This window comes from Stenotrophomonas aracearum (assembly GCF_031834615.1).
GTDB lineage: Bacteria > Pseudomonadota > Gammaproteobacteria > Xanthomonadales > Xanthomonadaceae > Stenotrophomonas > Stenotrophomonas aracearum.
On the sequence record NZ_CP115543.1, the window covers coordinates 852,160 to 875,962 of the forward strand.

The following is a 23,803-nucleotide window of genomic DNA, read 5'->3' on the forward strand; positions in this document are numbered from 1 at the left end:
GATGCAGGGGCGTCGCCAAGAGGCCCAAGGCACCAGGTTTTGATCCTGGCATTCGGAGGTTCGAATCCTCCCGCCCCTGCCACTTGCGGACGTCAACCGCGTATTCCAGCGCAGGCCTGCGCGGACACGGTTGATCGGCCGCAGTGTTGTCGCCAGTTCTCCGCCAATCGCTCCCGCCCGAGACCGCCATGATGCAAGAACACCCGAACCTGCTGGTATTTTCCGGCAACGCCAACAAGCGCCTTGCGCAGAGCATCTGCAAGGAACTGGGGGTCCGGCCGGGCAAGGCATTGGTGTCGCGTTTCTCCGACGGGGAAGTGCAGGTCGAAATCGAAGAGAACGTCCGCAAGCAGGACGTCTTCGTGATCCAGCCGACCTGCGCGCCGAGCGCCGAGAACCTGATGGAACTGCTGGTCCTGATCGATGCGCTCAAGCGCGCCTCGGTCAACAGTGTCACCGCCGTGGTGCCGTATTTCGGCTACTCGCGCCAGGATCGCCGCATGCGCTCCTCGCGCGTGCCGATCACCGCCAAGGTCGCCGCCAAGATGTTCAGCGCCGTTGGCGCCGACCGCGTCCTGACGGTGGACCTGCATGCCGACCAGATCCAGGGGTTCTTCGACATGCCGGTGGACAACGTGTATGCCTCGCCGCTGCTGCTCGCCGACATCTGGCGCGCCTACGGCACTGAAAACCTGATCGTGGTGTCCCCGGACGTGGGTGGCGTGGTGCGTGCGCGCGCCGTCGCCAAGCGTCTGGACGACGCCGACCTGGCGATCATCGACAAGCGCCGTCCGCGCGCCAACGTCTCCACCGTGATGAACATCATCGGTGACGTCGAAGGCAAGACCTGCGTGATGGTCGATGACATCGTCGACACCGCCGGCACCCTGTGTGCGGCTGCCGCGGCGCTGAAGGCGCGCGGCGCCCTCAAGGTGGCGGCGTACTGCACCCACGCCGTGCTCTCGGGCCCGGCGGTGGACAACATCAACAACTCCCAGCTCGACGAGCTGGTGGTGACCGACACCATCCCGCTGCGTGAAGAGGCGCGGGTGTGCAGCAAGATCCGCCAGCTCAGCGTGGCGGAAATGCTGGCCGAGACGATGCGCCGCATCGCCTTCGGTGAGTCGGTCAGCTCGCTGTACGTGGACTGAGTTTTTTCCGGCACGTCTGGTCGCGGACGTGCCTTTCACCGCCAAGCCATCCTGGCAAGGCAACAACTGGTAGAACGAAAATGTCGAAGACCCATGAAATCAAGGTCACCAAGCGTGAACTGCAGCGTAAGGGTGCGAGCCGCCGCCTGCGTCACGCCGGTGTGATCCCGGCCATCGTGTACGGCGGCAACGCCGAACCGGTCGCCATCAGCCTGGACCACAACGCTACCTGGCTTGCCCAGCAGCACGAGTGGTTCTACTCGTCGATCCTGAGCCTGAACCTGGACGGCCAGATCACCAAGGTCCTGCTGCGTGACATGCAGCGCCACCCGCACAAGCAGCTGATCATGCACCTGGACTTCCTGCGCGTGGACGAGAACCAGGCCCTGACCGCCAACGTGCCGCTGCACTTCATCAACGAAGACACCTCGCCGGCTGGCAAGGCTGCCGACGTCGTGGTCACCCACGAACTGAAGGAAGTGACCGTCAGCTGCCTGCCGAAGGACCTGCCGGAATCGATCGACGTCGACCTGGCCGACCTGAAGGCGGGCGACGTGGTCTACCTGTCGGACATCAAGCTGCCGAAGGGCGTTGAGATCCCGGCCCTGGCCCAGGGCAAGGACCACGACGACGCCATCGTCACTGCCAAGCACGGCAAGGGCGAAGCGGCTGACGAAGAAGCGCCGGCTGCAGAGTAATACCCATCGGTGCCTGCCTTCGGGCAGGCACCGTGCTGGAAGGGACAATGGCAGGATTGCGACTTATCGTCGGTCTGGGCAACCCCGGATCGGAACACGCCCGGACCCGGCACAATGCCGGGTTTCATTTCGTTGAGGCCCTGGCTGAGAAAGCGGGCGCACGCTGGAGCGTGGACAGCAAGCTGTTCGGTGAGACCGCCAGGGTCGACATCGCCGGCCAGCCGGTGTGGCTGCTCAAGCCCGCCACTTTCATGAACCTCAGTGGCAAGTCGGTCACCGCCGCACAGCGGTTCTGGAAGATCGAGCCGGAGGACACGCTGCTGGCGCACGACGAACTGGACCTGGCTCCGGGCGTGGCACGCCTGAAGTTCGACGGGGGCCACGGTGGCCAGAACGGCCTGCGCGACACCATGCGCCTGCTGGGCCACGGAAAATTCCATCGGTTGCGCATCGGCATTGGCCATCCCGGTCACAAGGACCGCGTGGTGGGCTGGGTGCTGGGACGCCCGTCCAAGGAGGACGAGATCCTGACGGCCCGTGCCATCGACGATGCGATCGACGTGCTGCCGCTGGCGGTGCAGGGCGATTACAACGAAGCCATGAAGCGGCTGCACACGCCGCGCTGACGCGAAACGGATTGGCCAAGCGGCGCGTGCGCCGTTTCACCAATCACTTTCACCCCAGAGGTTGTCAAAGATGGGTATCAAATGCGGCATCGTCGGCCTGCCCAACGTCGGCAAGTCGACCCTGTTCAACGCGCTGACCAAGGCGGGCATCGCGGCGGCCAACTTCCCGTTCTGCACCATTGAGCCGAACGTGGGCATCGTGCCGGTGCCGGATCCGCGCCTGAACGAGCTGGCGGCGATCATCAATCCGCAGAAGGTCATTCCGACCGCGGTGGAGTTCGTCGACATCGCCGGCCTGGTTGCCGGCGCGGCCAGCGGTGAAGGCCTGGGCAACAAGTTCCTGGCCCACATCCGCGAGGTGGACGCGATCACGCACGTGGTGCGCTGCTTCGAGCATGGCGACATCATCCACGTGGCGGGCAAGGTGGATCCGATCTCGGACATCGAGACGATCGACATCGAGCTGGCCCTGGCCGACCTGGACAGCGTGGAGAAGGCGCTGAACCGCGCCGAGCGCGCGGCCAAGGGCGGCGACAAGGATGCGGCGGCACGCAAGCCGGTGCTGGCCAAGCTGCAGGCGGCGCTGGCCGACGGCAAGGCTGGCCGTTCGGTCGGCCTGGACGAGGAAGAGAAGGCGCTGGTGCGCGATCTGTTCCTGCTGACGCTGAAGCCGGTGATGTACATCTGCAACGTGCTGGAAGACGGCTTCGAGAACAACCCGCACCTGGAAGCGGTGCGTGCGCACGCAGCGGCCGAGGGCGCGATGGTGGTGCCGGTTTCCGCGGCGATCGAGGAAGAGCTGTCGCAGCTGGACGACGAAGACCGCGACACGTTCCTGGCCGATCTCGGCCTGAGCGAGCCGGGCCTGAACCGCGTGATCAACGCGGCGTACAAGCTGCTGGGCCTGCAGACCTACTTCACTGCCGGCGTCAAGGAAGTCCGCGCGTGGACCGTGCGCAAGGGCGCCACCGCGCCGCAGGCGGCCGCAGTGATCCACACCGACTTCGAGAAGGGCTTCATCCGCGCCGAAACCATCGCGTATGACGACTTCATCAAGTACAAGGGCGAAGCCGGTGCCAAGGAAGCAGGCCGCCTGCGCCTGGAAGGCAAGGAATACCGCGTCCAGGAAGGCGACGTCCTGCACTTCCGCTTCAACGTCTGATCCGCGCCCGCGCAGATCGACCCGAACGCCCCGCCTCGTGCGGGGCGTTTGCGTTCTGGCCTGGACAATAATTCACCACGCTTCGAAACCATTGCAGCGCAGTCTTCAACGGAGTTGTCCACAGCAAACTCCCATGGCTTTCCACGAACGGTGTGGAAAACCCGTGCAGCTTCTGGACAAAAAATCACCACCGTTCGAGAGCGTTGCGCCGCGTGGCTTACGTGACTTGTCCACAGCAAACCCCCACTGCTTTCCACGCGTAGTGTGGAAAACCTGATCGTCCGCGAAGAGCAGCGTCTCAGTCGCTACGTGCAGGGGCGGCCGCCGGGCAGCCCCGCTCCGGGACACGCCGTGAACCCATCCATGGGGGCTGCTAGAAAACATCCATGTTTTCTAGCGTCCCTCCGGGGGCTACCCGTCGGCCGCCCCCATACAGGGTCGTGTGCGGTCGGAAGAAGCAGACACGCATGGCGTGTCCCTACGCGGATGGTCTGACGGCGAAATGGGGTTTCCCCTGGCCACCTGCCAACTATCGGAGGGTCGGCGGGGGTGGGTTTGAGGGGGCACGAGCCGCATGGATGCGGCGATGAGCTTACATGGACGTACTTGCAGCGTCCCCCACAAACCCGCACCCGACGGCACTGACCAGGGAAACCACACAGACGAGGGCTGTTCGCCTGAATCCAACAGCAGCCGGGCAGGGCCCGGCGACACGGTACAGCGTGCAACCCAAAAAAAAGGCCGCCGACAGATCTGTCAGCGGCCTTTCAAAACAACAAGGCTTACAGCGCAGTACCACCAAACTTATGCGTGTACTGCAGGTTGATCGTACGCCCCACCGTGTCGAACCAGGACACGTCGTAGTACGGGTACGGCGTGTAGGTCGCGTCCTTCGGCGGCATCTTGTTGAACAGGTTCACCACCGACAGCGACAGGCGCGAATGGTCGTCGAAGCGGTACTGCAGCGACAGGTTGTAGCGGTACGTCGCCTTCATCCACGGGCTGTCGCCGCTCTCCCAGTCGAAACTCTGGTCGTAGCTGTCGTAGGTCGGCAGCCTGCCCAGGCGCGACCCGTACAGCGTTGCCGACCAGGCCGCGTTCTCCCAGGTCAGGCTCGCACTGGTCTTCGTGCGCGGAATGTCGAACCCGCTGTTCACCGCGAACTGGTCCTCCACCACATCGCCCGCGAACTGCTGGAAATCGTGGCGCTGCACCCACGTATGGTTGCCGCTCAGGATGAAATCGCCGATCCCCGTGCCCAGCCGGTAGCGCACCCCCACGTCGATCCCGCGCGTCGTCTCCCGCGCGATGTTGATCGGGCTCACATGCACCCCGTACAGCCGCCCATCGTCGGTCCGCGTGACCCGGTTCACCGCGTCCACGCAGGTCGGCGACGCCGCGTCCGCGTCGCCCAGGCGGCAGGCCGCCTCGTCGCGCAGGATCGTGCTCACGTCCATGTCCTGCACCTGGTCGCGCATGTCGATGTCGAACCAGTCCACCGACAGGTCCAGCCCGATCGCCGGCGACCACACCAGCCCCGCACTCCACGACGTGCTGGTTTCCGGATCCAGCTGGCGGTTGCCCTCGCGCGTGCGGATCAGGTTCTCCTCGTAGTCCGAACAATCGTCCGCACCGTCCACCGCGCACGCGTAGTAATCGTTCGCGCTCGTCTCATCATTGCCCGGGCCCGCGTACACATAGTGCAGGTCCGGCGCACGGAACGCCGTGCCGTACGAACCGCGCACCAGCAACGTCTCGATCGGACGCCACTCGATCCCGCCGCTCCACGTCGCCTTGCCGATCGTATTGCCCGAATAGCGGTACTGGTCGAAGCGGCCCGCCACGCTCACGTTCAGCGTCTCGTGCAGCGGCAGGCGCAGTTCCGCCGCCGTCGCCCAGCGGTTGCGGCTGCCGTGGCCGTCCGAATCCTTCCAGCTGTAGTAGTAGTACTGCGTCGCCAGCGGATCCGGATTCAGCGCGTACGACTGGTTGCCGAACTCCGCCGTCGCCGCGAACCCGGCCTTGCCGCCCGGCAGCTCGAACAGCTCGCCGTTGGTCAGCGTCAACGCCGCCGTGTCCGTACGCGACTTCGGCGTATAGGTCGTGCGCGCCGCGATCGAATCGTATTCGGCGCGGCTCAGTGGCCGGTACAGGCGTGCCGGGTCCGCGTTGTAGATCGGGAAGCCGTCGTCGTCCTCGCCCAGCTGCGGGCCCAGGAACAGATCATTGGCCTTGGCCGCGATGATCTGCGGCCAGCGGATCGACGACTGGTACTGCGAATGGCTCAGCGACGCCTCGTAGTCCCACGCTGCGCCCAGCGAGCCCTTGAAGCCGGTGGTCACGCTGAAGGTCTTCTGCGTGCTGCGGATCATCCCCCTGTCCAGTCCGCCCATTTCCTCCGGCGAGAACTGGCGCTGCCAGAATTCCACCTGGTCGGTCGCCTGGTTGAAGAAGTAGCCGTCCTCGTTGCCGTCGGCCGCCATCAGGCCCCACTGGGTCACGTCGCGCATCAGCGCGATGTCGTGGTAGCCCAGCTGCACGTCCGCGAACCACTCCGCACCGTTGTCGAAGCCGTAGCGCAGCGACGCGTAGCCGTTGGCCCCGCGGCGCTTGCTCAGGATCGTGCCGTAACCGATCAAACGGTCGCTGCCGCAGTAGAACCCGTAGCGCGGCCGCTCCGCGTAATAGGTGCTGCCCTTGTTCTGCCCGGCCAGCGCATCGCAGGTGGCCTGGCCCGGATCCAGGTAGTCGTCGTTGTAGTCCGTGCGCAGGTAGGCGCGACGGGCCGCACGCGCGCTCTCGGTAGGTGCGTCCAGGGTCGAATCCTGCTGCGCACGCTCATACGCCCACAGTGGCGTCTGCGACTGCAGTTCCAGGCTGTATACCGCGCTGAAGCGTCCGCTGTCGAAGCCGCTGGCGATGCTCATGTCGAACGACTCGCCGCCGCCTTCGCTGGTGGTCCCCATGCGCACATCGACCGTGGTGCCATCGACCTGCTTTTTCAGGATGAAATTGACCACGCCGGCAATCGCGTCCGAACCGTAGATCGCCGACGCACTGCCGGTCAGGACCTCGATCCGCTCGATCATCCCCAGCGGGATGTTGGACACGTCGGTGAAGTTGCTGCGGCCCTGGAACGGCATCGGGAAATCGGCGATGCGCCGACCGTTGACCAGCACCAGGGTGTGGTTCGGGCCCAGCCCGCGCAGGTCGACCTGCTGCGCGCCCGGCGAGAAATCGGCACCGCTGGACGACTGCTGGCTCTGGGTCTCACCGCCGTTCTGGGTCATCGAACGCAGCACGTCCGGCACGCTGGTGAAGCCGTTGGCCTGGATCTGCTCGGCGGTGATCACCGTGACCGGCGCCGGTCCCTCGACCTGCGCGCGCGGGATGCGCGACCCGGTGACCTGCACCGTATCCAGCTGCTGCACCCCGGGAGCGGCCGGGGACTGCGCGGCCGCCGTTGCGGCCACGCCCATCAACGCCAGCTGGATCGACCACGCCATCGCCTGTTTACGCATGAGAATTCTCGGAAGAAAAGTGGGCCTCGAGGGAGGCCAAGACCCCCATTCACATTCGGTGGATGGGCGGCGCGCATTTAACGCCTTTTTTACGTAGGCCGCCAGTCGCCGGGCTTCAGGTAGCGCATGACGCGTCACCCATGACGAACAGGCGGTGCCTGCCGGGCCGGGGCTGGGCCATGATGGCCGCTTCACCCCTTGGTCCGGACTCTCCCTCATGCGCCTGCGCTCCGCCCTGCTGTTTGCCCTGTGCCTGTCTCCGACGGTGGCCCTGGCTGCCGATCCCGTCCTGGTCATCCATGGTGGGGCAGGGGTGCAGCGCAAGGATCTCTCGCCGGCCGAGGAAAAGGCCGCACGCGACGCCCTGCGCCTTGCCCTGCTGCAGGGTCACCAGGCGCTGGTCGCCGGCAAGCCGGCCCTGGAGGCGGTGACCGCAGCGATCACCGTGCTGGAGGACGCCCCCACCTTCAATGCCGGCAAGGGCGCGGTCTTCACCCATGACGGCCGCAACGAACTGGATGCCGCGCTGATGGACGGCGCCACCCTCAAGGCCGGCGCCGTGGCCGGGGTGCAGCGCGTGCGCAATCCGATCCTGCTTGCCGAAGCGGTCATGCAGCACTCCCCGCACGTGATGATGGTGGGGCAGGGCGCCGAAGCGTTCGCCACCCGCCAGGGCATGACGCTGGTCGATCCCGCGTACTTCCGCACGGAAAAGCGCTGGCAGCAGCTGCAGCGTGCGCTGAAGGAAGAAGCCAGCGGCCAGGCGCATGCCGACCTGGAGACCGCAAAGCACTTCGGTACCGTCGGTGCGGTCGCGCTTGACGCAGAAGGCCACCTTGCAGCCGGTACGTCCACCGGCGGCATGACCAACAAGCGCTACGGCCGGGTCGGCGATGCGCCGATCATCGGTGCCGGCACCTACGCCAACGCCACCTGCGCCGTGTCCGGCACCGGCTGGGGCGAGTACTACATCCGCACTGCGGCCGCGCATGACATCTGCGCACGCATGGAATATCTCAAGCAGGGACCGGAACAGGCAGCGCGTGACGTGATCAACACGCGCATCCCCGCGCTCGGCGGCGACGGTGGTGCGATCGTGCTCTCCGCCGATGGGCGCGCGGCCACGCCATTCAATACGCAGGGCATGTATCGCGGCTGGATCGGCGCCGACGGCGTGCCGCACGTGGCCATCTTCGACGATGAAACGCTGCCGCTTCCCGGCCAATAGGCCGTATTTGCGGCATTTGCGCGATTGGTGTGAAAAAATTCAAAAAGGTTGTTGACAGAACCCGCATTCACCCCCAAAATTCACGGCTCTTCCACCCCACACCGAAAACGCTTCGGCGCCAGGGACAGGGTGGTAAGGAGGGATACCCAAGCGGCCAACGGGGGCAGACTGTAAATCTGCTGGCTTACGCCTTCGGTGGTTCGAATCCACCTCCCTCCACCAGTTTCACGTAGTTTCAGTTGTGGCAAGAGCTTCCGTTGCGGGAGTAGTTCAATGGTAGAACCTCAGCCTTCCAAGCTGATGGTGCGGGTTCGATCCCCGTCTCCCGCTCCATTGAATGAGTTTGAATATATTCAAATTCGTGCCATAATTCAAAACTCGCTCACGTAGCTCAGTCGGTAGAGCACCTCCTTGGTAAGGAGGAGGTCGAAGGTTCGATTCCTTTCGTGAGCACCATCTAAGTGCCACCATTCAGACGATTTCGAGATAAGCAGCCATGGCCAAGGGTAAGTTCGAGCGCACCAAGCCGCACGTCAACGTCGGCACCATCGGTCACGTCGACCACGGCAAGACCACGCTGACCGCCGCACTGACCAAGATCGGTGCCGAGCGCTTCGGTGGCGAGTTCAAGGATTACTCCGCGATCGACGCCGCGCCGGAAGAAAAGGCCCGTGGCATCACGATCTCGACCGCACACGTCGAATACGAATCCCCGACCCGTCACTACGCCCACGTCGATTGCCCGGGCCATGCTGACTACGTCAAGAACATGATCACCGGTGCCGCCCAGATGGACGGCGCGATCCTGGTCTGCTCGGCTGCTGACGGCCCGATGCCGCAGACCCGCGAGCACATCCTGCTGTCGCGCCAGGTCGGCGTGCCGTACATCGTCGTGTTCCTGAACAAGGCCGACATGGTGGACGACGCCGAGCTGCTGGAACTGGTCGAGATGGAAGTCCGCGAGCTGCTGAGCAAGTACGACTTCCCGGGTGACGACACCCCGATCATCTCCGGTTCGGCCCGTCTGGCGCTGGAAGGCGACCAGAGCGACATCGGCGTGCCGGCCGTGATCAAGCTGGTCGAAGCCCTGGACACCTGGATTCCGGAGCCGGAGCGCGACATCGACAAGCCGTTCCTGATGCCGGTGGAAGACGTGTTCTCGATCTCGGGCCGCGGCACCGTGGTGACCGGTCGTATCGAGCGCGGCATCATCAAGGTCGGCGACGAAATCGAAATCGTCGGTATCCGTCCGGTCCAGAAGACCACCGTGACCGGCGTGGAAATGTTCCGCAAGCTGCTGGACCAGGGCCAGGCAGGCGACAACGCCGGTCTGCTGCTGCGCGGCACCAAGCGTGACGACGTCGAGCGTGGCCAGGTCCTGGCCAAGCCGGGTTCGATCAAGCCGCACACCACCTTCGAAGGTGAAGTGTACGTGCTGTCGAAGGACGAAGGCGGCCGTCACACCCCGTTCTTCAACGGCTACCGCCCGCAGTTCTACTTCCGTACCACCGACATCACCGGTAAGGCCAACCTGCCGGAAGGCACCGAAATGGTGATGCCGGGCGACAACGTGAAGATGGTCATCGAGCTGATCAACCCGGTCGCCATGGACGAAGGCCTGCGCTTCGCGATTCGTGAAGGCGGCCGTACCGTCGGCGCCGGCGTGGTCTCCAAGATCGTCGCGTAATCTGCAATACCGGCGGCAGCACAGCGCTGCCGGTCTCGCGAACGGCGGGCCGGGAACCTCGGTCCGCCTTCGCCGTCTAAGGGAAGGCAGTTTTCTAACGTACGCCAGTAGCTCAATTGGCAGAGCAGCGGTCTCCAAAACCGCAGGTTGGGGGTTCGAGTCCCTCCTGGCGTGCCACTTCTCCCTTCCAGCGGCCATGCCGCCTCAGCAGCCAGAGCCGGATGAACAGCAAGATCGAGCACACCAAGGACACCTCCACCGGGGGTGACATCGTCAAGTACGCCGCCGCAGTGCTCCTGGCACTTGCGGGTCTTTTTGCTTGGTTCTGGTTCGGTGCGCCCGAACATGCTGCCCAGAATGCCTGGTCCGGCCCCCTGCGTGGTCTGGGCGTCGCCGTTGGCCTGATTGCCGGCCTTGCGGTGTTCATGCTGACCTCCAAGGGTCGCGACACCCGCGAATTCCTTTCCGAATCCCGCTTCGAGCTGCGCAAGGTGGTCTGGCCGACGCGCCAGGAAGCCATCCGCATGACCTGGGTGGTGATGGTCGTGGTGATCATCCTCAGCCTGCTGCTTGGCGGTTTTGACTTCGTGATTCAGAAAGCGATCCAGTGGTTCCTGGGTCGATAAGGAGAAACCTGTGAAGCGTTGGTATGTTGTTCACGCCTATTCAGGCTTCGAAAAGTCGGTGGCGCAGGCCCTGCGCGACCGCATCGTCTCGCATGAGAAGCAGGACCTCTTCGGTGAAGTCCTGGTTCCGACCGAGGAAGTGATTGAAATGCGCGCCGGCCAGAAGCGCCGTTCCGAGCGCAAGTTCTTCCCGGGTTACGTGCTGGTCCAGATCGAGACCCACGAAGAGAACGGCATTCCGCGCATCGACAACGAAAGCTGGCACCTGGTCAAGGAAACCTCCAAGGTCATGGGCTTCATCGGCGGTACCGCCGATCGTCCGCTGCCGATCAAGGATTCCGAAGCCGAGGCCATCCTGAACCGCGTTCAGGAAGGTGTCGAGAAGCCGCGTCCGAAGGTGCTGTTCGAGCCGGGCCAGATGGTTCGCGTCACCGAAGGCCCGTTCAACGACTTCAACGGCGTCGTGGAAGAGGTCAACTACGAGAAGAGCCGCCTGCGCGTCTCGGTGCTCATCTTCGGTCGCGCCACCCCGGTCGAGCTCGAGTTCGGCCAGGTCGAAAAGGCCGTCTGACCCCCTTGGCGCCAATTCATACTGGCGCCTGAAAATCTGATATAGTGCGCGGCTTCCTGCCAGGAAGCTGGCAAAAGCATGGGGCCGCCGCAAGGTGGCCTTCTGCATGAATTCAAAACGCGATGCCGGGACGCGACATTCCCGGTCCGATGGGGAGCCTGTGGTCGCAAGGCGCTAGCACCCGGAGAGTATTCACATGGCAAAGAAAGTAGTTGGTTACATCAAGCTGCAGGTGAAGGCCGGTCAGGCCAACCCCTCGCCGCCGGTCGGTCCCGCGCTGGGTCAGCGTGGCCTGAACATCATGGAATTCTGCAAGGCCTTCAATGCCGCCACGCAGAAGCTCGAGCCGGGTCTGCCGGTTCCGGTGATCATCACGGCCTATTCGGACCGTACCTTCACCTTCATCACCAAGAGCACCCCGGCCACCACCCTGCTGAAGAAGGCCGCCGGCATTTCGTCCGGTTCCAAGCGCCCGAACACCGACAAGGTGGGCAAGGTCAGCCGTAAGCAGCTGGAAGAGATCGCCAAGGCGAAGGAACCGGATCTGACCGCCGCCGACCTGGACGCCGCCGTGCGTACCATCGCTGGTTCTGCCCGTTCCATGGGCCTTGTGGTAGAGGGTTAAGAAGATGGCACAGACCAAGCGTGAGAAGGCCATCAAGGCCGCCGTCGTCCCGGGCAAGGCTTATGCCTTCGAGGACGCGATCAAGATCCTGAAGACCGCCACCAAGGCCAAGTTCGTCGAGTCCTTCGACGTTGCCGTGCGCCTGGGCGTGGACGCCAAGAAGTCCGACCAGCAGGTCCGCGGTTCGACCGTGCTGCCGGCCGGTACCGGCAAGAGCGTGCGCGTTGCGGTGTTCGCCCCGGCCGGTGCCAAGGCTGATGAAGCCCTGGCCGCTGGCGCCGAAGCCGTCGGCATGGACGACCTGGCCGAGAAGATGCAGGCCGGCGATCTGAACTACGACGTCGTCATCGCGACCCCGGACGCCATGCGCGTTGTCGGTAAGCTGGGCACCGTGCTCGGTCCGCGCGGCCTGATGCCGAACCCGAAGGTCGGCACCGTGTCGGCCAACCCGGGCGAAGCCGTCAAGAACGCCAAGTCGGGTCAGGTCCGTTACCGCACCGACAAGGCCGGCATCATCCACTGCACCATCGGCAAGGCCGACTTCGCCGAAGACGCGCTGAAGTCGAACCTGCAGGCGCTGCTGCAGGACCTGATCAAGGCCAAGCCGGCCACCTCGAAGGGCACCTACCTGCAGAAGGTTTCGGTCAGCTCGACGATGGGCCCGGGCGTCACCGTCGACCAGTCGTCGCTGAGCCTGAAGTAATCGTTTCAAGCGGGTGCGTGGCCCAGGCCACGTACCCGTGACATTTGAAGGCAATCCGAGCGGGCCTGCCCGTGACGATAGCCGTCAAAGACCGCAGGGGCGGTGGGCGCAGGCCGACCGCTTAATCGATTCCCCCGGGAACCGCCCTGCGTAGATGGTGCCCTTCTGGAGTTTTTCTGGTTTTCGCACGTCTGGGTTCACCCAGGTTGGCCATCCAGGTCTAGAACGGCCCACCCTTGGAACATCGTCCCGATGTTCCCGGCGTCCAGGAGGGATGCCGCCCAGGACCGCACACGGCAGGAGCCGTAAGCGGAGTTCAATTGGAGGAGTGCAATGGCTCTCAATCTGTCCCAGAAGCAAGAAGTAGTCGCCGAGGTCGCGGAAGTCGCTGCCAAGGCTCACTCCTTGATTGCAGCACACTACGCCGGCACCACGGTCGCGCAGATCACCAAGATGCGCGAACAGGCCCGTAAGGAAGGCGTGTTCTTGAAAGTTGTCAAGAACACCCTGGCCGAACGTGCGGTGAAGGGTACTGAATTCGAAACCGCAGCGGCCAAGTTCACCGGCCCGATGCTGTTCGCGTTCTCGCTCGACGAGCCCGGCGCTGCCGGTCGCGTCATCAAGGAAGCTACCAAGACCAACGACAAGCTGCAGCCGCAGCTGGTTGTGATCGGTGGCGAAGTGTTCCCGGCAAGCCACGTTGACGTGCTGGCCTCGCTGCCGACCCGTGATCAGGCCCTGGCCATGCTGGCCCGCGTCCTGTCCGAGCCGGTCACGATGTTCGCCCGTGCCGTCAAGGCCGTTGGCGAGAAGCAGGAAGGTGGCGCTGTCGCCGCCGAGCCGGCTGCCGAAACCGCCTGAGTCGCTGTTTACGTGGTTCCTGACGGAACCTGAACCCAGAAAATTATCCAAAGGTATTCAAAATGTCCCTTACCACCGACCAGATCGTTGAAGCCATTGCCGCCAAGTCCCTGATGGAAATCATGGAACTGGTGAAGGCCATCGAAGAAAAGTTCGGCGTCTCCGCCGCTGCCCCGGTTGCCGTTGCCGCCGCTGGCCCGGCTGCTGCCGTTGAAGAGCAGACCGAATTCTCCGTGTCGCTGAAGAGCGCCGGCGACAAGAAGGTCGACGTCATCAAGGCCGTCCGCGCCATCACCGGCCTGGGCCTGAAGGAAGCCAAGGACCTCACCGAAGCCGGTGGCGTCCTGAAGGAATCGGCCACGAAGGAAGAAGCCGAGAAGATGAAGAAGGACCTGGAAGCTGTCGGCGCGACTGTCGAAGTCAAGTAAGCAGCTCCTTGCGTCGCCACCGAATCACGGCGATGCAGCAAAGGCTGGGGGCGTAAGCCCCCGGCCTTTGGTCGTTGTTGTTCTACCGGCCTCGGGCCGGCTACTTACCGGTCCCTGACCGGCAAGTTGGCAGTTGGAAGTAGCGGGAGAAGGCGTGCTGGTGCCGGCAATACCAGCGACTTCCAACTGACAATTTTCATGTTCCCTTCGGGTCGCGCCTGCATGGCGGGGCCCGCACAGCCAAGGTGAGACCCCATGACGTCATACTCGTTCACCGAAAAAAAGCGTATCCGCAAGGACTTCGGCAAGCAGCGCTCGATCCTCGAAGTGCCGTTCCTGCTGGCCATCCAGGTGGATTCCTATCGCGAGTTCCTGCAGGAGAACATCGATCCGGCCAAGCGCCGTGACCTGGGCCTGCATGCCGCACTGAAGTCGGTGTTCCCGATCGCCAGCTACAGCGGCAACGCTGCGCTGGAATACGTGGGTTACAAGCTGGGCGACCCGGTCTTCGACGAGCGCGAGTGCCGCCAGCGTGGCATGAGCTACGGCGCGCCGCTGCGCGTGACCGTGCGCCTGGTCATCTACGACCGCGAGTCGTCGACCAAGGCCATCAAGTACGTGAAGGAGCAGGAGGTCTACCTCGGCGAGATCCCGCTGATGACCGACAACGGCACCTTCATCGTCAACGGTACCGAGCGCGTCATCGTGTCGCAGCTGCACCGTTCGCCGGGCGTGTTCTTCGACCACGACCGCGGCAAGACCCACAGCTCGGGCAAGCTGCTGTACAGCGCCCGCATCATCCCGTACCGCGGCTCCTGGCTGGACTTCGAGTTCGACCCGAAGGACGCGCTGTTCACCCGTATCGACCGTCGCCGCAAGCTGCCGGTGTCGATCCTGCTGCGTGCGCTGGGCTACAGCAACGAAGAGATGCTGGCCGAGTTCTTCGAGATCAACACCTTCCACATCAATCCCGATGAGGGCGTGCAGCTCGAACTGGTCTCCGAGCGCCTGCGCGGCGAGACCCTGAACTTCGACCTGGCCGACGGCGACAAGGTCATCGTCGAAGCCGGCAAGCGCATCACCGCGCGCCACGTGAAGCAGCTGGAAGCCTCGGGTATTGCCGCCCTGGCCGTGCCGGACGACTACATCGTCGGCCGCATCCTGTCGCACGACGTGGTCGACGCCGCCACCGGCGAACTGCTGGCCCAGGCCAACGACGAAATCACCGACGAGCAGCTGCAGGCCTTCCGCAAGGCCGGCGTGGATGCCGTGGGCACCCTGTGGGTGAACGACCTCGATCGTGGTCCGTACCTGTCCAACACCCTGCGCATCGACCCGACCAAGACCCAGCTCGAAGCGCTGGTCGAAATCTACCGCATGATGCGTCCGGGCGAGCCGCCGACCAAGGACGCCGCGCAGAACCTGTTCCACAATCTGTTCTTCACCTTCGAGCGCTACGACCTGTCCACGGTCGGCCGCATGAAGTTCAACCGTCGTGTCGGCCGCAAGGAAGTCACCGGCGAAGCGGTGCTGTACGACCGCAAGTACTTCGGTGAGCGCAACGACGAAGAGTCCAAGCGCCTGGTCGCCGAGCACGGCGACAGCTCCGACATCCTGGACGTGATCAAGGTCCTGACCGAGATCCGCAACGGTCGCGGCGTGGTCGACGATATCGACCACCTGGGCAACCGTCGCGTGCGTTCGGTCGGCGAAATGGCCGAGAACGTGTTCCGCGTGGGCCTGGTCCGCGTCGAGCGCGCGGTCAAGGAGCGCCTGTCGATGGCCGAGTCCGAAGGCCTGACCCCGCAGGAGCTGATCAACGCCAAGCCGGTCGCCGCTGCCATCAAGGAGTTCTTCGGCTCCTCGCAGCTGTCGCAGTTCATGGACCAGAACAACCCGCTGTCGGAAGTCACCCACAAGCGTCGCGTCTCGGCCCTGGGCCCGGGCGGCCTGACCCGTGAGCGCGCCGGCTTCGAAGTGCGCGACGTGCACCCGACCCATTACGGCCGCGTCTGCACCATCGAAACCCCGGAAGGCCCGAACATCGGCCTGATCAACTCGCTGGCCGTGTACGCCCGCACCAACCAGTACGGCTTCCTGGAAACCCCGTACCGCAAGGTGCACGACGGCGTGGTCTCCGACGAGATCGAGTTCCTGTCGGCCATCGAAGAAAACGAATACGTCATCGCCCAGGCCAACGCCCTGACCGACGCAAAGAACACGCTCACCGAGCAGTTCGTGCCGTGCCGGTTCCAGGGTGAGTCGCTGCTGAAGCCGCCGGCAGAAGTCCACTTCATGGACGTCTCGCCGATGCAGACCGTGTCGATCGCAGCCGCGCTGGTGCCGTTCCTGGAGCACGATGACGCCAACCGTGCACTGATGGGCGCCAACATGCAGCGCCAGGCCGTGCCGACCCTGCGTGCGCAGAAGCCGCTGGTGGGTACCGGTATCGAACGCGCCGTGGCCCGTGACTCGGGTGTGACCGTGAACGCCCGTCGTGGCGGCGAGATCGTGCAGATCGACGCCGGCCGCATCGTGGTCAAGGTCAACGAAGTGGAAATCACCGACGCCAGCGACGCCGGCGTGGATATCTACAACCTGATCAAGTACACCCGTTCCAACCAGAACACCTGCATCAACCAGCGTCCGCTGGTCGAAGTGGGCGACGTGATCGCGCGTGGCGACGTGCTGGCCGACGGTCCCTCGACCGACATCGGCGAACTGGCCCTGGGCCAGAACATGCTGATCGCCTTCATGCCGTGGAACGGCTACAACTTCGAAGACTCCATCCTGCTCTCCGAGCGCGTGGTGGAAGAGGATCGTTACACCACGATCCACATCGAAGAACTGACCTGCGTTGCGCGCGACACCAAGCTGGGGCCGGAAGAAATCTCCGCCGACATCCCGAACGTGTCCGAGCAGGCGCTGAACCGCCTGGACGAGTCGGGCGTGGTGTACATCGGTGCCGAAGTGCGCGCCGGCGACATCATGGTCGGCAAGGTCACCCCGAAGGGCGAAAGCCAGCTGACCCCGGAAGAGAAGCTGCTGCGGGCGATCTTCGGCGAGAAGGCCTCCGACGTTAAGGACAGCTCGCTGCGCGTGCCGCCGGGCATGGACGGCACCGTCATCGACGTGCAGGTCTTCACCCGTGACGGCATCGAGAAGGACAAGCGTGCGCGCCAGATCGAGGAAAACGAGATCAAGCGCGTCAAGAAGGACTTCGACGACCAGTTCCGCATCCTGGAAGGTGCGATCTACGCCCGTCTGCGTTCGCAGATCGTGGGCAAGGTCGCCAATGGTGGTGCCAACCTGAAGAAGGGCGACACCATCTCCGACGCCTACCTGGACGGCCTGAAGAAGGCCGACTGGTTCGCGCTGCGCATGAAGGACGAAGACGCTTCGGAAGCCATCGAACGCGCCCAGAAGCAGATCCAGGCGCACGAGAAGGAATTCGAGCGTCGCTTCGCCGACAAGCGCGGCAAGATCACCGCCGGTGACGACCTCGCCCCGGGCGTGCTGAAGATGGTCAAGGTGTTCCTGGCCGTGAAGCGCCGCATCCAGCCGGGCGACAAGATGGCAGGCCGCCACGGCAACAAGGGTGTGGTCTCCAACGTGGTGCCGGTCGAGGACATGCCGTACATGGCCTCGGGCGAGACCGTGGACATCGTGCTGAACCCGCTGGGCGTGCCGTCGCGTATGAACATCGGCCAGATCCTGGAAGTGCACCTGGGCTGGGCCGCCAAGGGCCTGGGTCGCAAGATCCAGGGCATGCTCGAGGCCCAGGCCGCGATCAACGACCTGCGCAAGTTCCTGGACGAGGTGTACAACCACGACAAGACCCAGCACGCCAACCACGTCGACCTGACCCAGTTCAGCGACGAGGAGCTGCTGCGCCTGGCCGGCAACCTGACCGACGGCGTGCCGATGGCCACCCCGGTGTTCGACGGTGCCACCGAAGCGGAAATCAAGCGCATGCTGGACCTGGCCGGTCTGCCGAGCAGTGGCCAGACCCAGCTGTACGACGGCCGCACCGGTGAAGCGTTCGACCGCCACACCACCGTGGGTTACATGCACTACCTGAAGCTGAACCACCTGGTCGACGACAAGATGCACGCGCGTTCGACCGGTCCGTACTCGCTCGTCACCCAGCAGCCGCTGGGCGGCAAGGCGCAGTTCGGTGGCCAGCGCTTCGGTGAAATGGAAGTCTGGGCGCTGGAAGCCTACGGCGCGGCCTACACCCTGCAGGAAATGCTGACGGTGAAGTCCGATGACGTGCAGGGCCGCAACCAGATGTACAAGAACATCGTCGACGGTGAGCACGAGATGGTCGCGGGCATGCCGGAATCCTTCAACGTGTTGGTGAAGGAAATCCGCTCGCTGGCCATCAACATGGAACTGGAAGACAACTGATCGCGCAGGCGCGGCTGCCCCGGCAGCCGCGCCGCCGGCAGTGAATCGACAGCCCCATCGACAAGATTTCCTCCTTTCGGAGAAACACCATGAAAGACCTGCTCAACCTCTTCAACCAGCAGCGCCAGACGCTGGACTTCGACGCGATCAAGATCGCGCTGGCCTCGCCGGACCTGATCCGTTCGTGGTCCTTCGGCGAAGTGAAGAAGCCGGAAACCATCAACTACCGTACCTTCAAGCCGGAGCGTGACGGCCTGTTCTGCGCCGCCATCTTCGGGCCGGTCAAGGACTACGAGTGCCTGTGCGGCAAGTACAAGCGCATGAAGCACCGCGGCGTGGTCTGCGAAAAGTGCGGCACCGAAGTGACCCTGGCCAAGGTGCGCCGTGAGCGCATGGGCCACATCGACCTGGCCTCGCCGGTCGCGCACATCTGGTTCCTCAAGTCGCTGCCGTCGCGCATCGGCCTGATGCTGGACATGACCCTGCGCGACATCGAGCGCGTGCTGTACTTCGAAGCCTACGTGGTGACCGAGCCGGGCCTGACCGCCCTGGAGCGCCGCCAGCTGCTGACCGAAGAACAGTTCCTGCAGGCCCGCCAGGAGCACGGCGACGACTTCGACGCCGCCATGGGCGCCGAGGCCGTGTACGAACTGCTGCGCACCATCGACCTGCAGTCGGAAATGACCCGCCTGCGCGAAGAAATCGCCAGCACCGGTTCGGAAACCAAGCTCAAGCGCCTCACCAAGCGCATCAAGCTGGTCGAAGCCTTCCTGGAATCGGGCAACCGTCCGGAGTGGATGGTCATGACCGTGCTGCCGGTGCTTCCGCCGGACCTGCGTCCGCTGGTGCCGCTGGACGGTGGCCGCTTCGCGACCTCCGACCTGAACGACCTGTACCGCCGCGTCATCAACCGCAACAACCGCCTGCGCCGCCTGCTCGAGCTGAACGCGCCGGACATCATCGTGCGCAATGAAAAGCGCATGCTGCAGGAATCGGTCGATGCGCTGCTGGACAACGGCCGTCGCGGCCGTGCCATCACCGGCACCAACAAGCGCCCGCTGAAGTCGCTGGCCGACATGATCAAGGGCAAGCAGGGTCGCTTCCGCCAGAACCTGCTGGGCAAGCGCGTGGACTACTCGGGCCGTTCGGTCATCGTGGTCGGTCCGTACCTGCGCCTGCACCAGTGCGGCCTGCCGAAGAAGATGGCGCTGGAACTGTTCAAGCCGTTCGTGTTCGCCAAGCTGCAGCGTCGTGGCCTGGCCACCACCATCAAGGCCGCCAAGAAGCTGGTCGAGCGCGAAGAAGCCGAAGTCTGGGACATCCTGGAAGAGGTCATCCGCGAACACCCGGTCATGCTGAACCGTGCGCCGACCCTGCACCGCCTGGGCATCCAGGCGTTCGAGCCGGTGCTGATCGAAGGCAAGGCGATCCAGCTGCATCCGCTGGTCTGTACTGCGTTCAACGCCGACTTCGACGGTGACCAGATGGCCGTCCACGTGCCGCTCTCGCTGGAAGCCCAGCTGGAAGCGCGTGCGCTGATGATGTCCACCAACAACATCCTGTCGCCGGCCAACGGCGAGCCGATCATCGTGCCGTCGCAGGACGTGGTGCTGGGTCTGTACTACATGACCCGCGCCCTGGAAAACAAGAAGGGCGAGGGCATGGCCTTCGCCAACATCGCCGAAGTGAAGCGCGCCTACGACAACCGCGTGGTGGAACTGCACGCCAAGGTCAAGGTCCGCATCACCGAAGTGGTGACCGACGAGAACGGCGACAAGCAGAAGAAGAGCTCGATCGTGGAGACCACGATCGGTCGCGCCCTGCTGGCCGAAATCCTGCCGGAAGGCCTGCCGTTCGCGCTGGCCAACACCGAGCTGACCAAGAAGAACATCAGCCGCCTGATCAACTCCAGCTACCGCCAGCTGGGCTTGAAGGACACCGTGGTGTTCGCCGACAAGCTGATGTACACCGGCTTCGCCTACGCAACCCGTGCGGGCGTGTCGATCGGTATCGACGACATGCTGATCCCGGACGAGAAGCGCGGCATCCTCACCGAGGCCGAAGCCGAAGTGCTGGAAATCCAGGAGCAGTACCAGTCGGGCCTGGTCACCGCCGGTGAGCGTTACAACAAGGTGGTCGACATCTGGTCGCGTACCAATGAACGCATCGCCAAGGCGATGATGGACACCATCGGTACCGAGAAGGTGGTCAATGCCAAGGGCGAGACCATCGACCAGAAGTCGATGAACTCGCTGTACATCATGGCCGACTCCGGTGCGCGAGGCAGCCAGGCGCAGATCCGCCAGCTGGCCGGCATGCGTGGCCTGATGGCCCGTCCGGATGGCTCGATCATCGAAACGCCCATCAAGGCGAACTTCCGTGAAGGCCTGAACGTGCAGGAGTACTTCAACTCCACCCACGGTGCCCGTAAGGGTCTGGCCGATACCGCGCTGAAGACCGCGAACTCGGGTTACCTGACCCGTCGACTGGTTGACGTGGCGCAGGACGTGGTCATCACCGAAGTGGATTGCGGTACCACCGAAGGCCTGACCATGACCCCGATCGTGGAAGGCGGCGACGTCGTGGAGCCGTTGAAGGACCGCGTGCTGGGTCGTGTCGTGGCCGAGGACGTGTTCCTGCCGGGCAACGACGAAGATCCGATCGTGACCCGCAACACCCTGCTCGACGAAGCCTGGGTCGCCAAGCTGGAAGACGCCGGCGTGCAGAGCATCAAGGTGCGCTCGACCATCAGCTGCGAATCGGCCTTCGGCGTGTGCGCCAACTGCTACGGTCGCGACCTGGCCCGTGGCCACCTGGTCAACATCGGCGAAGCGGTCGGCGTCATCGCCGCGCAGTCGATCGGTGAGCCGGGTACCCAGCTGACCATGCGTACCTTCCACATCGGTGGTGCGGCATCGCGTGCGGCAGCCGTGGACAACATCACGGTCAAGACCACCGGTTCGGTGAAGTTCAACAACCTGAAGTCGGTCGAACACGCCAATGGTTCCCTGGTCGCGGTCTCGCGCTCGGGTGAAATCTCGGTGCTCGACGCGCACGGCCGTGAGCGTGAGCGTTACAAGCTGCCGTACGGCTCGATGATCGCGACCAAGGACGGCGACGCGGTCAAGGCTGGCCAGACCGTGGCCAACTGGGATCCGCATAACCACCCGATCGTTTCGGAAGTGGCCGGTTTCATCCGCTTCATCGACTTCATCGACGGCGTCACCGTCATCGAGAAGACCGACGAACTGACCGGCCTGGCGTCGCGTGAAATCACCGACCCGAAGCGTCGTGGTTCGCAGGCCAAGGAGCTGCGCCCGATCGTGCGCATCGTGGATGCCAAGGGCAATGACCTGACCATCCCGAACACCGATCTGCCGGCCCAGTACCTGCTGCCGCCGCGTTCCATCGTCAACCTGCAGGACGGCGCTGCCGTCGGCGTGGGCGACGTGGTCGCCAAGATCCCGCAGGAAGCGTCCAAGACCCGTGACATCACCGGTGGTCTGCCGCGCGTGGCCGATCTGTTCGAAGCGCGCAAGCCGAAGGATCCGGCGATCCTGGCCGAGCGTTCGGGCATCATCAGCTTCGGCAAGGACACCAAGGGCAAGCAGCGCCTGATCATCAAGGACACCGATGGTTCGGAACACGAAGAGCTGATCCCGAAGTACCGCCAGGTGATCGTGTTCGAAGGCGAGCACGTGACCAAGGGCGAAACCATCGTGGACGGCGAGCCGAGCCCGCAGGACATCCTGCGCCTGCTGGGTGTCGAACCGCTGGCGGCCTACCTGGTCAAGGAAATCCAGGACGTGTACCGCCTGCAGGGCGTGAAGATCAACGACAAGCACATTGAAGTGATCACCCGCCAGATGCTGCGCAAGGTCGAAATCACCGACCAGGGCAGCAGCAAGTTCCTGAATGGCGAGCAGGCCGAGCGCCAGCGCGTCATCGAGGAAAATGCACGCCTGACCACCCGCAACGAGCTGATCGCCCGTTTCGACCCGGTCCTGCTGGGCATCACCAAGGCGTCGCTGGCGACCGAGTCGTTCATCTCGGCCGCGTCGTTCCAGGAAACCACCCGCGTGCTGACCGAAGCTGCCGTCCGCGGCACCTCGGACAACCTGCGCGGCCTGAAGGAAAACGTCATCGTCGGCCGCCTGATCCCGGCCGGTACCGGCCTGGCCTACCACGCCAACCGTCGTCGCAACGCCTCCGGGCTGACCGAGTCGGAGCTGCAGACCCTGGCCGGCTCGCCGGTCGTGGCTGAAGCGGCACCGGTGGCCGCAGCGGTGGAAACCGCTCCGGAAGTCGATTCGACCGACGAGTGATGAAAACGGGGTAGGGCACGGCCGTTGGCCGTGCCTTCCCACCCGGCATCGGTGGCATTCCCGCCACCAATGCTGTAGGATGCCCGCCGGTCCTCGAAAGGGGGCTGGTAGACAACCTGAACGGGGGGTAAGGAGAAGGCGCCCCAGTAACGGCCCGGGATCAGGGCTGGCCTTCCGTGCGCGCGGTTGACCGCGTTTTCGGAGGGTTGCTACAATCGTCTGTCTCAGCAGGCCAGTTTTCACCGGCCTGCTTGCACATTTCCGCACTCATGGCCGTTTTTTCCCTCGGCCTCATCTCAGAAGAACTTACTGATGGCGACGATCAATCAGCTTGTCCGCAAGCCGCGGCAGGCAACCACTTACAAGAGCGCCTCCCCGGCTCTTGAAAAGTGCCCGCAGCGCCGTGGCGTCTGCACCCGTGTGTACACCACCACCCCGAAGAAGCCGAACTCGGCCCTCCGCAAGGTTGCCAAGGTCCGCCTGACCAACCAGGAAGAGGTCATCAGCTACATCGGTGGCGAAGGCCACAACCTGCAGGAGCACTCCGTGGTCCTGATCCGCGGCGGTCGCGTCAAGGACCTGCCGGGTGTGCGTTACCACACCGTTCGTGGTTCGCTGGACGCCTCGGGCGTTGCCAAGCGTCGCCAGGGCCGTTCCAAGTACGGCGCCAAGCGTCCGAAGAGCTAAGGGAAAGTACACATGTCTCGTAAAGGTAATACGCCGCAGCGCTCTGTCCTGCCGGATCCGAAGCACGGAAGTGAAACCATCGCGCGCTTCATCAACATGGTGATGCTGAGCGGCAAGAAGTCGGTCGCCGAAAAGATCGTCTATGGCGCCATGGACGTGATCAGCGAAAAGAACCCGAACTCCATCGAGCTGGTGCAGAAGGCTCTGGACAACGTGGCTCCGTCGGTCGAAGTGAAGTCCCGCCGCGTCGGCGGTGCGACCTACCAGGTGCCGGTCGAAGTGCGTTCGTCGCGCAAGATGGCCCTGGCCATGCGCTGGCTGATCGACTCGGCCCGCAAGCGTGGTGAGAACACCATGCCGAAGAAGCTGGCTGCAGAACTGCTGGATGCCTCGGAAAACCGTGGTGGCGCCATCAAGAAGCGCGAAGAAACCCACCGCATGGCCGAAGCCAACAAGGCCTTCGCCCACTACCGCTGGTGAGTTTGACGGCCTTG

General features: G+C 64.1%; 17 protein-coding genes and 5 tRNA genes. 21 read left to right on the forward strand and 1 reads right to left on the reverse strand.

Annotated features, from left to right (window positions below; genetic code table 11):
- Positions 1 to 5 precede the first annotated feature (5 nt).
- From PDM28_RS03860 to ychF, 5 genes are all read left to right on the forward strand, one after another.
- Positions 6 to 82, forward strand: a tRNA-Gln gene (locus PDM28_RS03860).
- Between the two features lie 109 nt (positions 83 to 191).
- Positions 192 to 1,151 (forward strand): ribose-phosphate diphosphokinase, encoded by a 960-nt coding sequence (locus PDM28_RS03865; protein ID WP_026070235.1) that lies wholly within the window; start codon positions 192 to 194, stop codon positions 1,149 to 1,151.
- 80 nt (positions 1,152 to 1,231) lie between these two features.
- Positions 1,232 to 1,849, forward strand: coding sequence for a 50S ribosomal protein L25/general stress protein Ctc (locus tag PDM28_RS03870; protein WP_102946470.1), 618 nt, complete (start codon positions 1,232 to 1,234; stop codon positions 1,847 to 1,849).
- Between the two features lie 47 nt (positions 1,850 to 1,896).
- Positions 1,897 to 2,475 (forward strand): aminoacyl-tRNA hydrolase, encoded by a 579-nt coding sequence (pth, locus tag PDM28_RS03875; protein ID WP_311183889.1) that lies wholly within the window; start codon positions 1,897 to 1,899, stop codon positions 2,473 to 2,475.
- Between the two features lie 70 nt (positions 2,476 to 2,545).
- Positions 2,546 to 3,637, forward strand: a complete 1,092-nt coding sequence (ychF, locus tag PDM28_RS03880) for a redox-regulated ATPase YchF (protein WP_102946472.1) — start codon at positions 2,546 to 2,548, stop codon at positions 3,635 to 3,637.
- A 782-nt stretch (positions 3,638 to 4,419) separates the two neighbouring features.
- Here the strand turns inward: ychF and PDM28_RS03885 are convergent.
- Positions 4,420 to 7,158 (reverse strand): TonB-dependent receptor plug domain-containing protein, encoded by a 2,739-nt coding sequence (locus PDM28_RS03885; RefSeq protein WP_311183890.1) that lies wholly within the window; start codon positions 7,156 to 7,158, stop codon positions 4,420 to 4,422.
- Positions 7,159 to 7,375: 217 nt separating this feature from the next.
- On the opposite strand from PDM28_RS03885, the gene PDM28_RS03890 reads away from it, so the two are divergent.
- From PDM28_RS03890 to rpsG, 16 genes are all read left to right on the forward strand, one after another.
- Entirely contained in the window at positions 7,376 to 8,386 is a 1,011-nt protein-coding gene (locus PDM28_RS03890; protein WP_311183891.1) for an isoaspartyl peptidase/L-asparaginase family protein, read from the forward strand.
- Between the two features lie 136 nt (positions 8,387 to 8,522).
- A tRNA-Tyr gene (locus PDM28_RS03895) sits at positions 8,523 to 8,608 on the forward strand.
- Between the two features lie 37 nt (positions 8,609 to 8,645).
- Positions 8,646 to 8,719: transfer RNA gene (locus tag PDM28_RS03900), tRNA-Gly, on the forward strand.
- A 47-nt stretch (positions 8,720 to 8,766) separates the two neighbouring features.
- Positions 8,767 to 8,842, forward strand: a tRNA-Thr gene (locus PDM28_RS03905).
- A 40-nt stretch (positions 8,843 to 8,882) separates the two neighbouring features.
- A complete protein-coding gene (gene tuf, locus PDM28_RS03910) occupies positions 8,883 to 10,073 on the forward strand; it encodes an elongation factor Tu (RefSeq protein ID WP_311183892.1) in 1,191 nt (396 codons plus the stop codon).
- A gap of 101 nt (positions 10,074 to 10,174) precedes the next feature.
- A tRNA-Trp gene (locus PDM28_RS03915) sits at positions 10,175 to 10,250 on the forward strand.
- Between the two features lie 44 nt (positions 10,251 to 10,294).
- Positions 10,295 to 10,699 carry a preprotein translocase subunit SecE gene (gene secE / locus PDM28_RS03920; protein ID WP_070209098.1) on the forward strand — a complete coding sequence of 135 codons (405 nt, stop codon included), beginning with the start codon at positions 10,295 to 10,297 and terminating at the stop codon, positions 10,697 to 10,699.
- A 10-nt stretch (positions 10,700 to 10,709) separates the two neighbouring features.
- Entirely contained in the window at positions 10,710 to 11,270 is a 561-nt protein-coding gene (gene nusG, locus PDM28_RS03925; RefSeq protein WP_311183893.1) for a transcription termination/antitermination protein NusG, read from the forward strand.
- A 196-nt stretch (positions 11,271 to 11,466) separates the two neighbouring features.
- Positions 11,467 to 11,895, forward strand: coding sequence for a 50S ribosomal protein L11 (gene rplK, locus PDM28_RS03930; protein ID WP_070209096.1), 429 nt, complete (start codon positions 11,467 to 11,469; stop codon positions 11,893 to 11,895).
- Between the two features lie 4 nt (positions 11,896 to 11,899).
- Positions 11,900 to 12,598: a 50S ribosomal protein L1 gene (gene rplA / locus PDM28_RS03935; RefSeq protein WP_070209095.1), complete on the forward strand. Its 699-nt coding sequence runs from the start codon at positions 11,900 to 11,902 to the stop codon at positions 12,596 to 12,598.
- A gap of 333 nt (positions 12,599 to 12,931) precedes the next feature.
- A complete protein-coding gene (gene rplJ / locus PDM28_RS03940) occupies positions 12,932 to 13,459 on the forward strand; it encodes a 50S ribosomal protein L10 (protein WP_070209094.1) in 528 nt (175 codons plus the stop codon).
- A 62-nt stretch (positions 13,460 to 13,521) separates the two neighbouring features.
- On the forward strand, positions 13,522 to 13,887 hold the full coding sequence (gene rplL / locus PDM28_RS03945; protein ID WP_102947318.1) for a 50S ribosomal protein L7/L12: 366 nt from the start codon (positions 13,522 to 13,524) through the stop codon (positions 13,885 to 13,887).
- Positions 13,888 to 14,142: 255 nt separating this feature from the next.
- Positions 14,143 to 18,297: a DNA-directed RNA polymerase subunit beta gene (gene rpoB, locus PDM28_RS03950; RefSeq protein ID WP_311183894.1), complete on the forward strand. Its 4,155-nt coding sequence runs from the start codon at positions 14,143 to 14,145 to the stop codon at positions 18,295 to 18,297.
- Positions 18,298 to 18,386: 89 nt separating this feature from the next.
- Positions 18,387 to 22,622 (forward strand): DNA-directed RNA polymerase subunit beta', encoded by a 4,236-nt coding sequence (gene rpoC / locus PDM28_RS03955; protein ID WP_311183895.1) that lies wholly within the window; start codon positions 18,387 to 18,389, stop codon positions 22,620 to 22,622.
- 312 nt (positions 22,623 to 22,934) lie between these two features.
- A complete protein-coding gene (gene rpsL / locus PDM28_RS03960; RefSeq protein WP_025879344.1) occupies positions 22,935 to 23,309 on the forward strand; it encodes a 30S ribosomal protein S12 in 375 nt (124 codons plus the stop codon).
- Positions 23,310 to 23,321: 12 nt separating this feature from the next.
- Positions 23,322 to 23,789 carry a 30S ribosomal protein S7 gene (gene rpsG / locus PDM28_RS03965; protein ID WP_068849450.1) on the forward strand — a complete coding sequence of 156 codons (468 nt, stop codon included), beginning with the start codon at positions 23,322 to 23,324 and terminating at the stop codon, positions 23,787 to 23,789.
- The last annotated feature ends 14 nt before the right edge of the window (positions 23,790 to 23,803 follow it).

Coding starts and splice junctions, on each gene's coding strand:
- PDM28_RS03865 (WP_026070235.1), top strand. CDS start 192: ATGCAAGAACACCCGAACCTGCTGGTATTTTCCGGCAACGCCAACAAG.
- PDM28_RS03870 (WP_102946470.1), top strand. CDS start 1,232: ATGTCGAAGACCCATGAAATCAAGGTCACCAAGCGTGAACTGCAGCGT.
- pth (WP_311183889.1), top strand. CDS start 1,897: ATGGCAGGATTGCGACTTATCGTCGGTCTGGGCAACCCCGGATCGGAA.
- ychF (WP_102946472.1), top strand. CDS start 2,546: ATGGGTATCAAATGCGGCATCGTCGGCCTGCCCAACGTCGGCAAGTCG.
- PDM28_RS03885 (WP_311183890.1), bottom strand. CDS start 7,158: ATGCGTAAACAGGCGATGGCGTGGTCGATCCAGCTGGCGTTGATGGGC.
- PDM28_RS03890 (WP_311183891.1), top strand. CDS start 7,376: ATGCGCCTGCGCTCCGCCCTGCTGTTTGCCCTGTGCCTGTCTCCGACG.
- tuf (WP_311183892.1), top strand. CDS start 8,883: ATGGCCAAGGGTAAGTTCGAGCGCACCAAGCCGCACGTCAACGTCGGC.
- secE (WP_070209098.1), top strand. CDS start 10,295: ATGAACAGCAAGATCGAGCACACCAAGGACACCTCCACCGGGGGTGAC.
- rplK (WP_070209096.1), top strand. CDS start 11,467: ATGGCAAAGAAAGTAGTTGGTTACATCAAGCTGCAGGTGAAGGCCGGT.
- rplA (WP_070209095.1), top strand. CDS start 11,900: ATGGCACAGACCAAGCGTGAGAAGGCCATCAAGGCCGCCGTCGTCCCG.
- rplJ (WP_070209094.1), top strand. CDS start 12,932: ATGGCTCTCAATCTGTCCCAGAAGCAAGAAGTAGTCGCCGAGGTCGCG.
- rplL (WP_102947318.1), top strand. CDS start 13,522: ATGTCCCTTACCACCGACCAGATCGTTGAAGCCATTGCCGCCAAGTCC.
- rpoB (WP_311183894.1), top strand. CDS start 14,143: ATGACGTCATACTCGTTCACCGAAAAAAAGCGTATCCGCAAGGACTTC.
- rpoC (WP_311183895.1), top strand. CDS start 18,387: ATGAAAGACCTGCTCAACCTCTTCAACCAGCAGCGCCAGACGCTGGAC.
- rpsL (WP_025879344.1), top strand. CDS start 22,935: ATGGCGACGATCAATCAGCTTGTCCGCAAGCCGCGGCAGGCAACCACT.
- rpsG (WP_068849450.1), top strand. CDS start 23,322: ATGTCTCGTAAAGGTAATACGCCGCAGCGCTCTGTCCTGCCGGATCCG.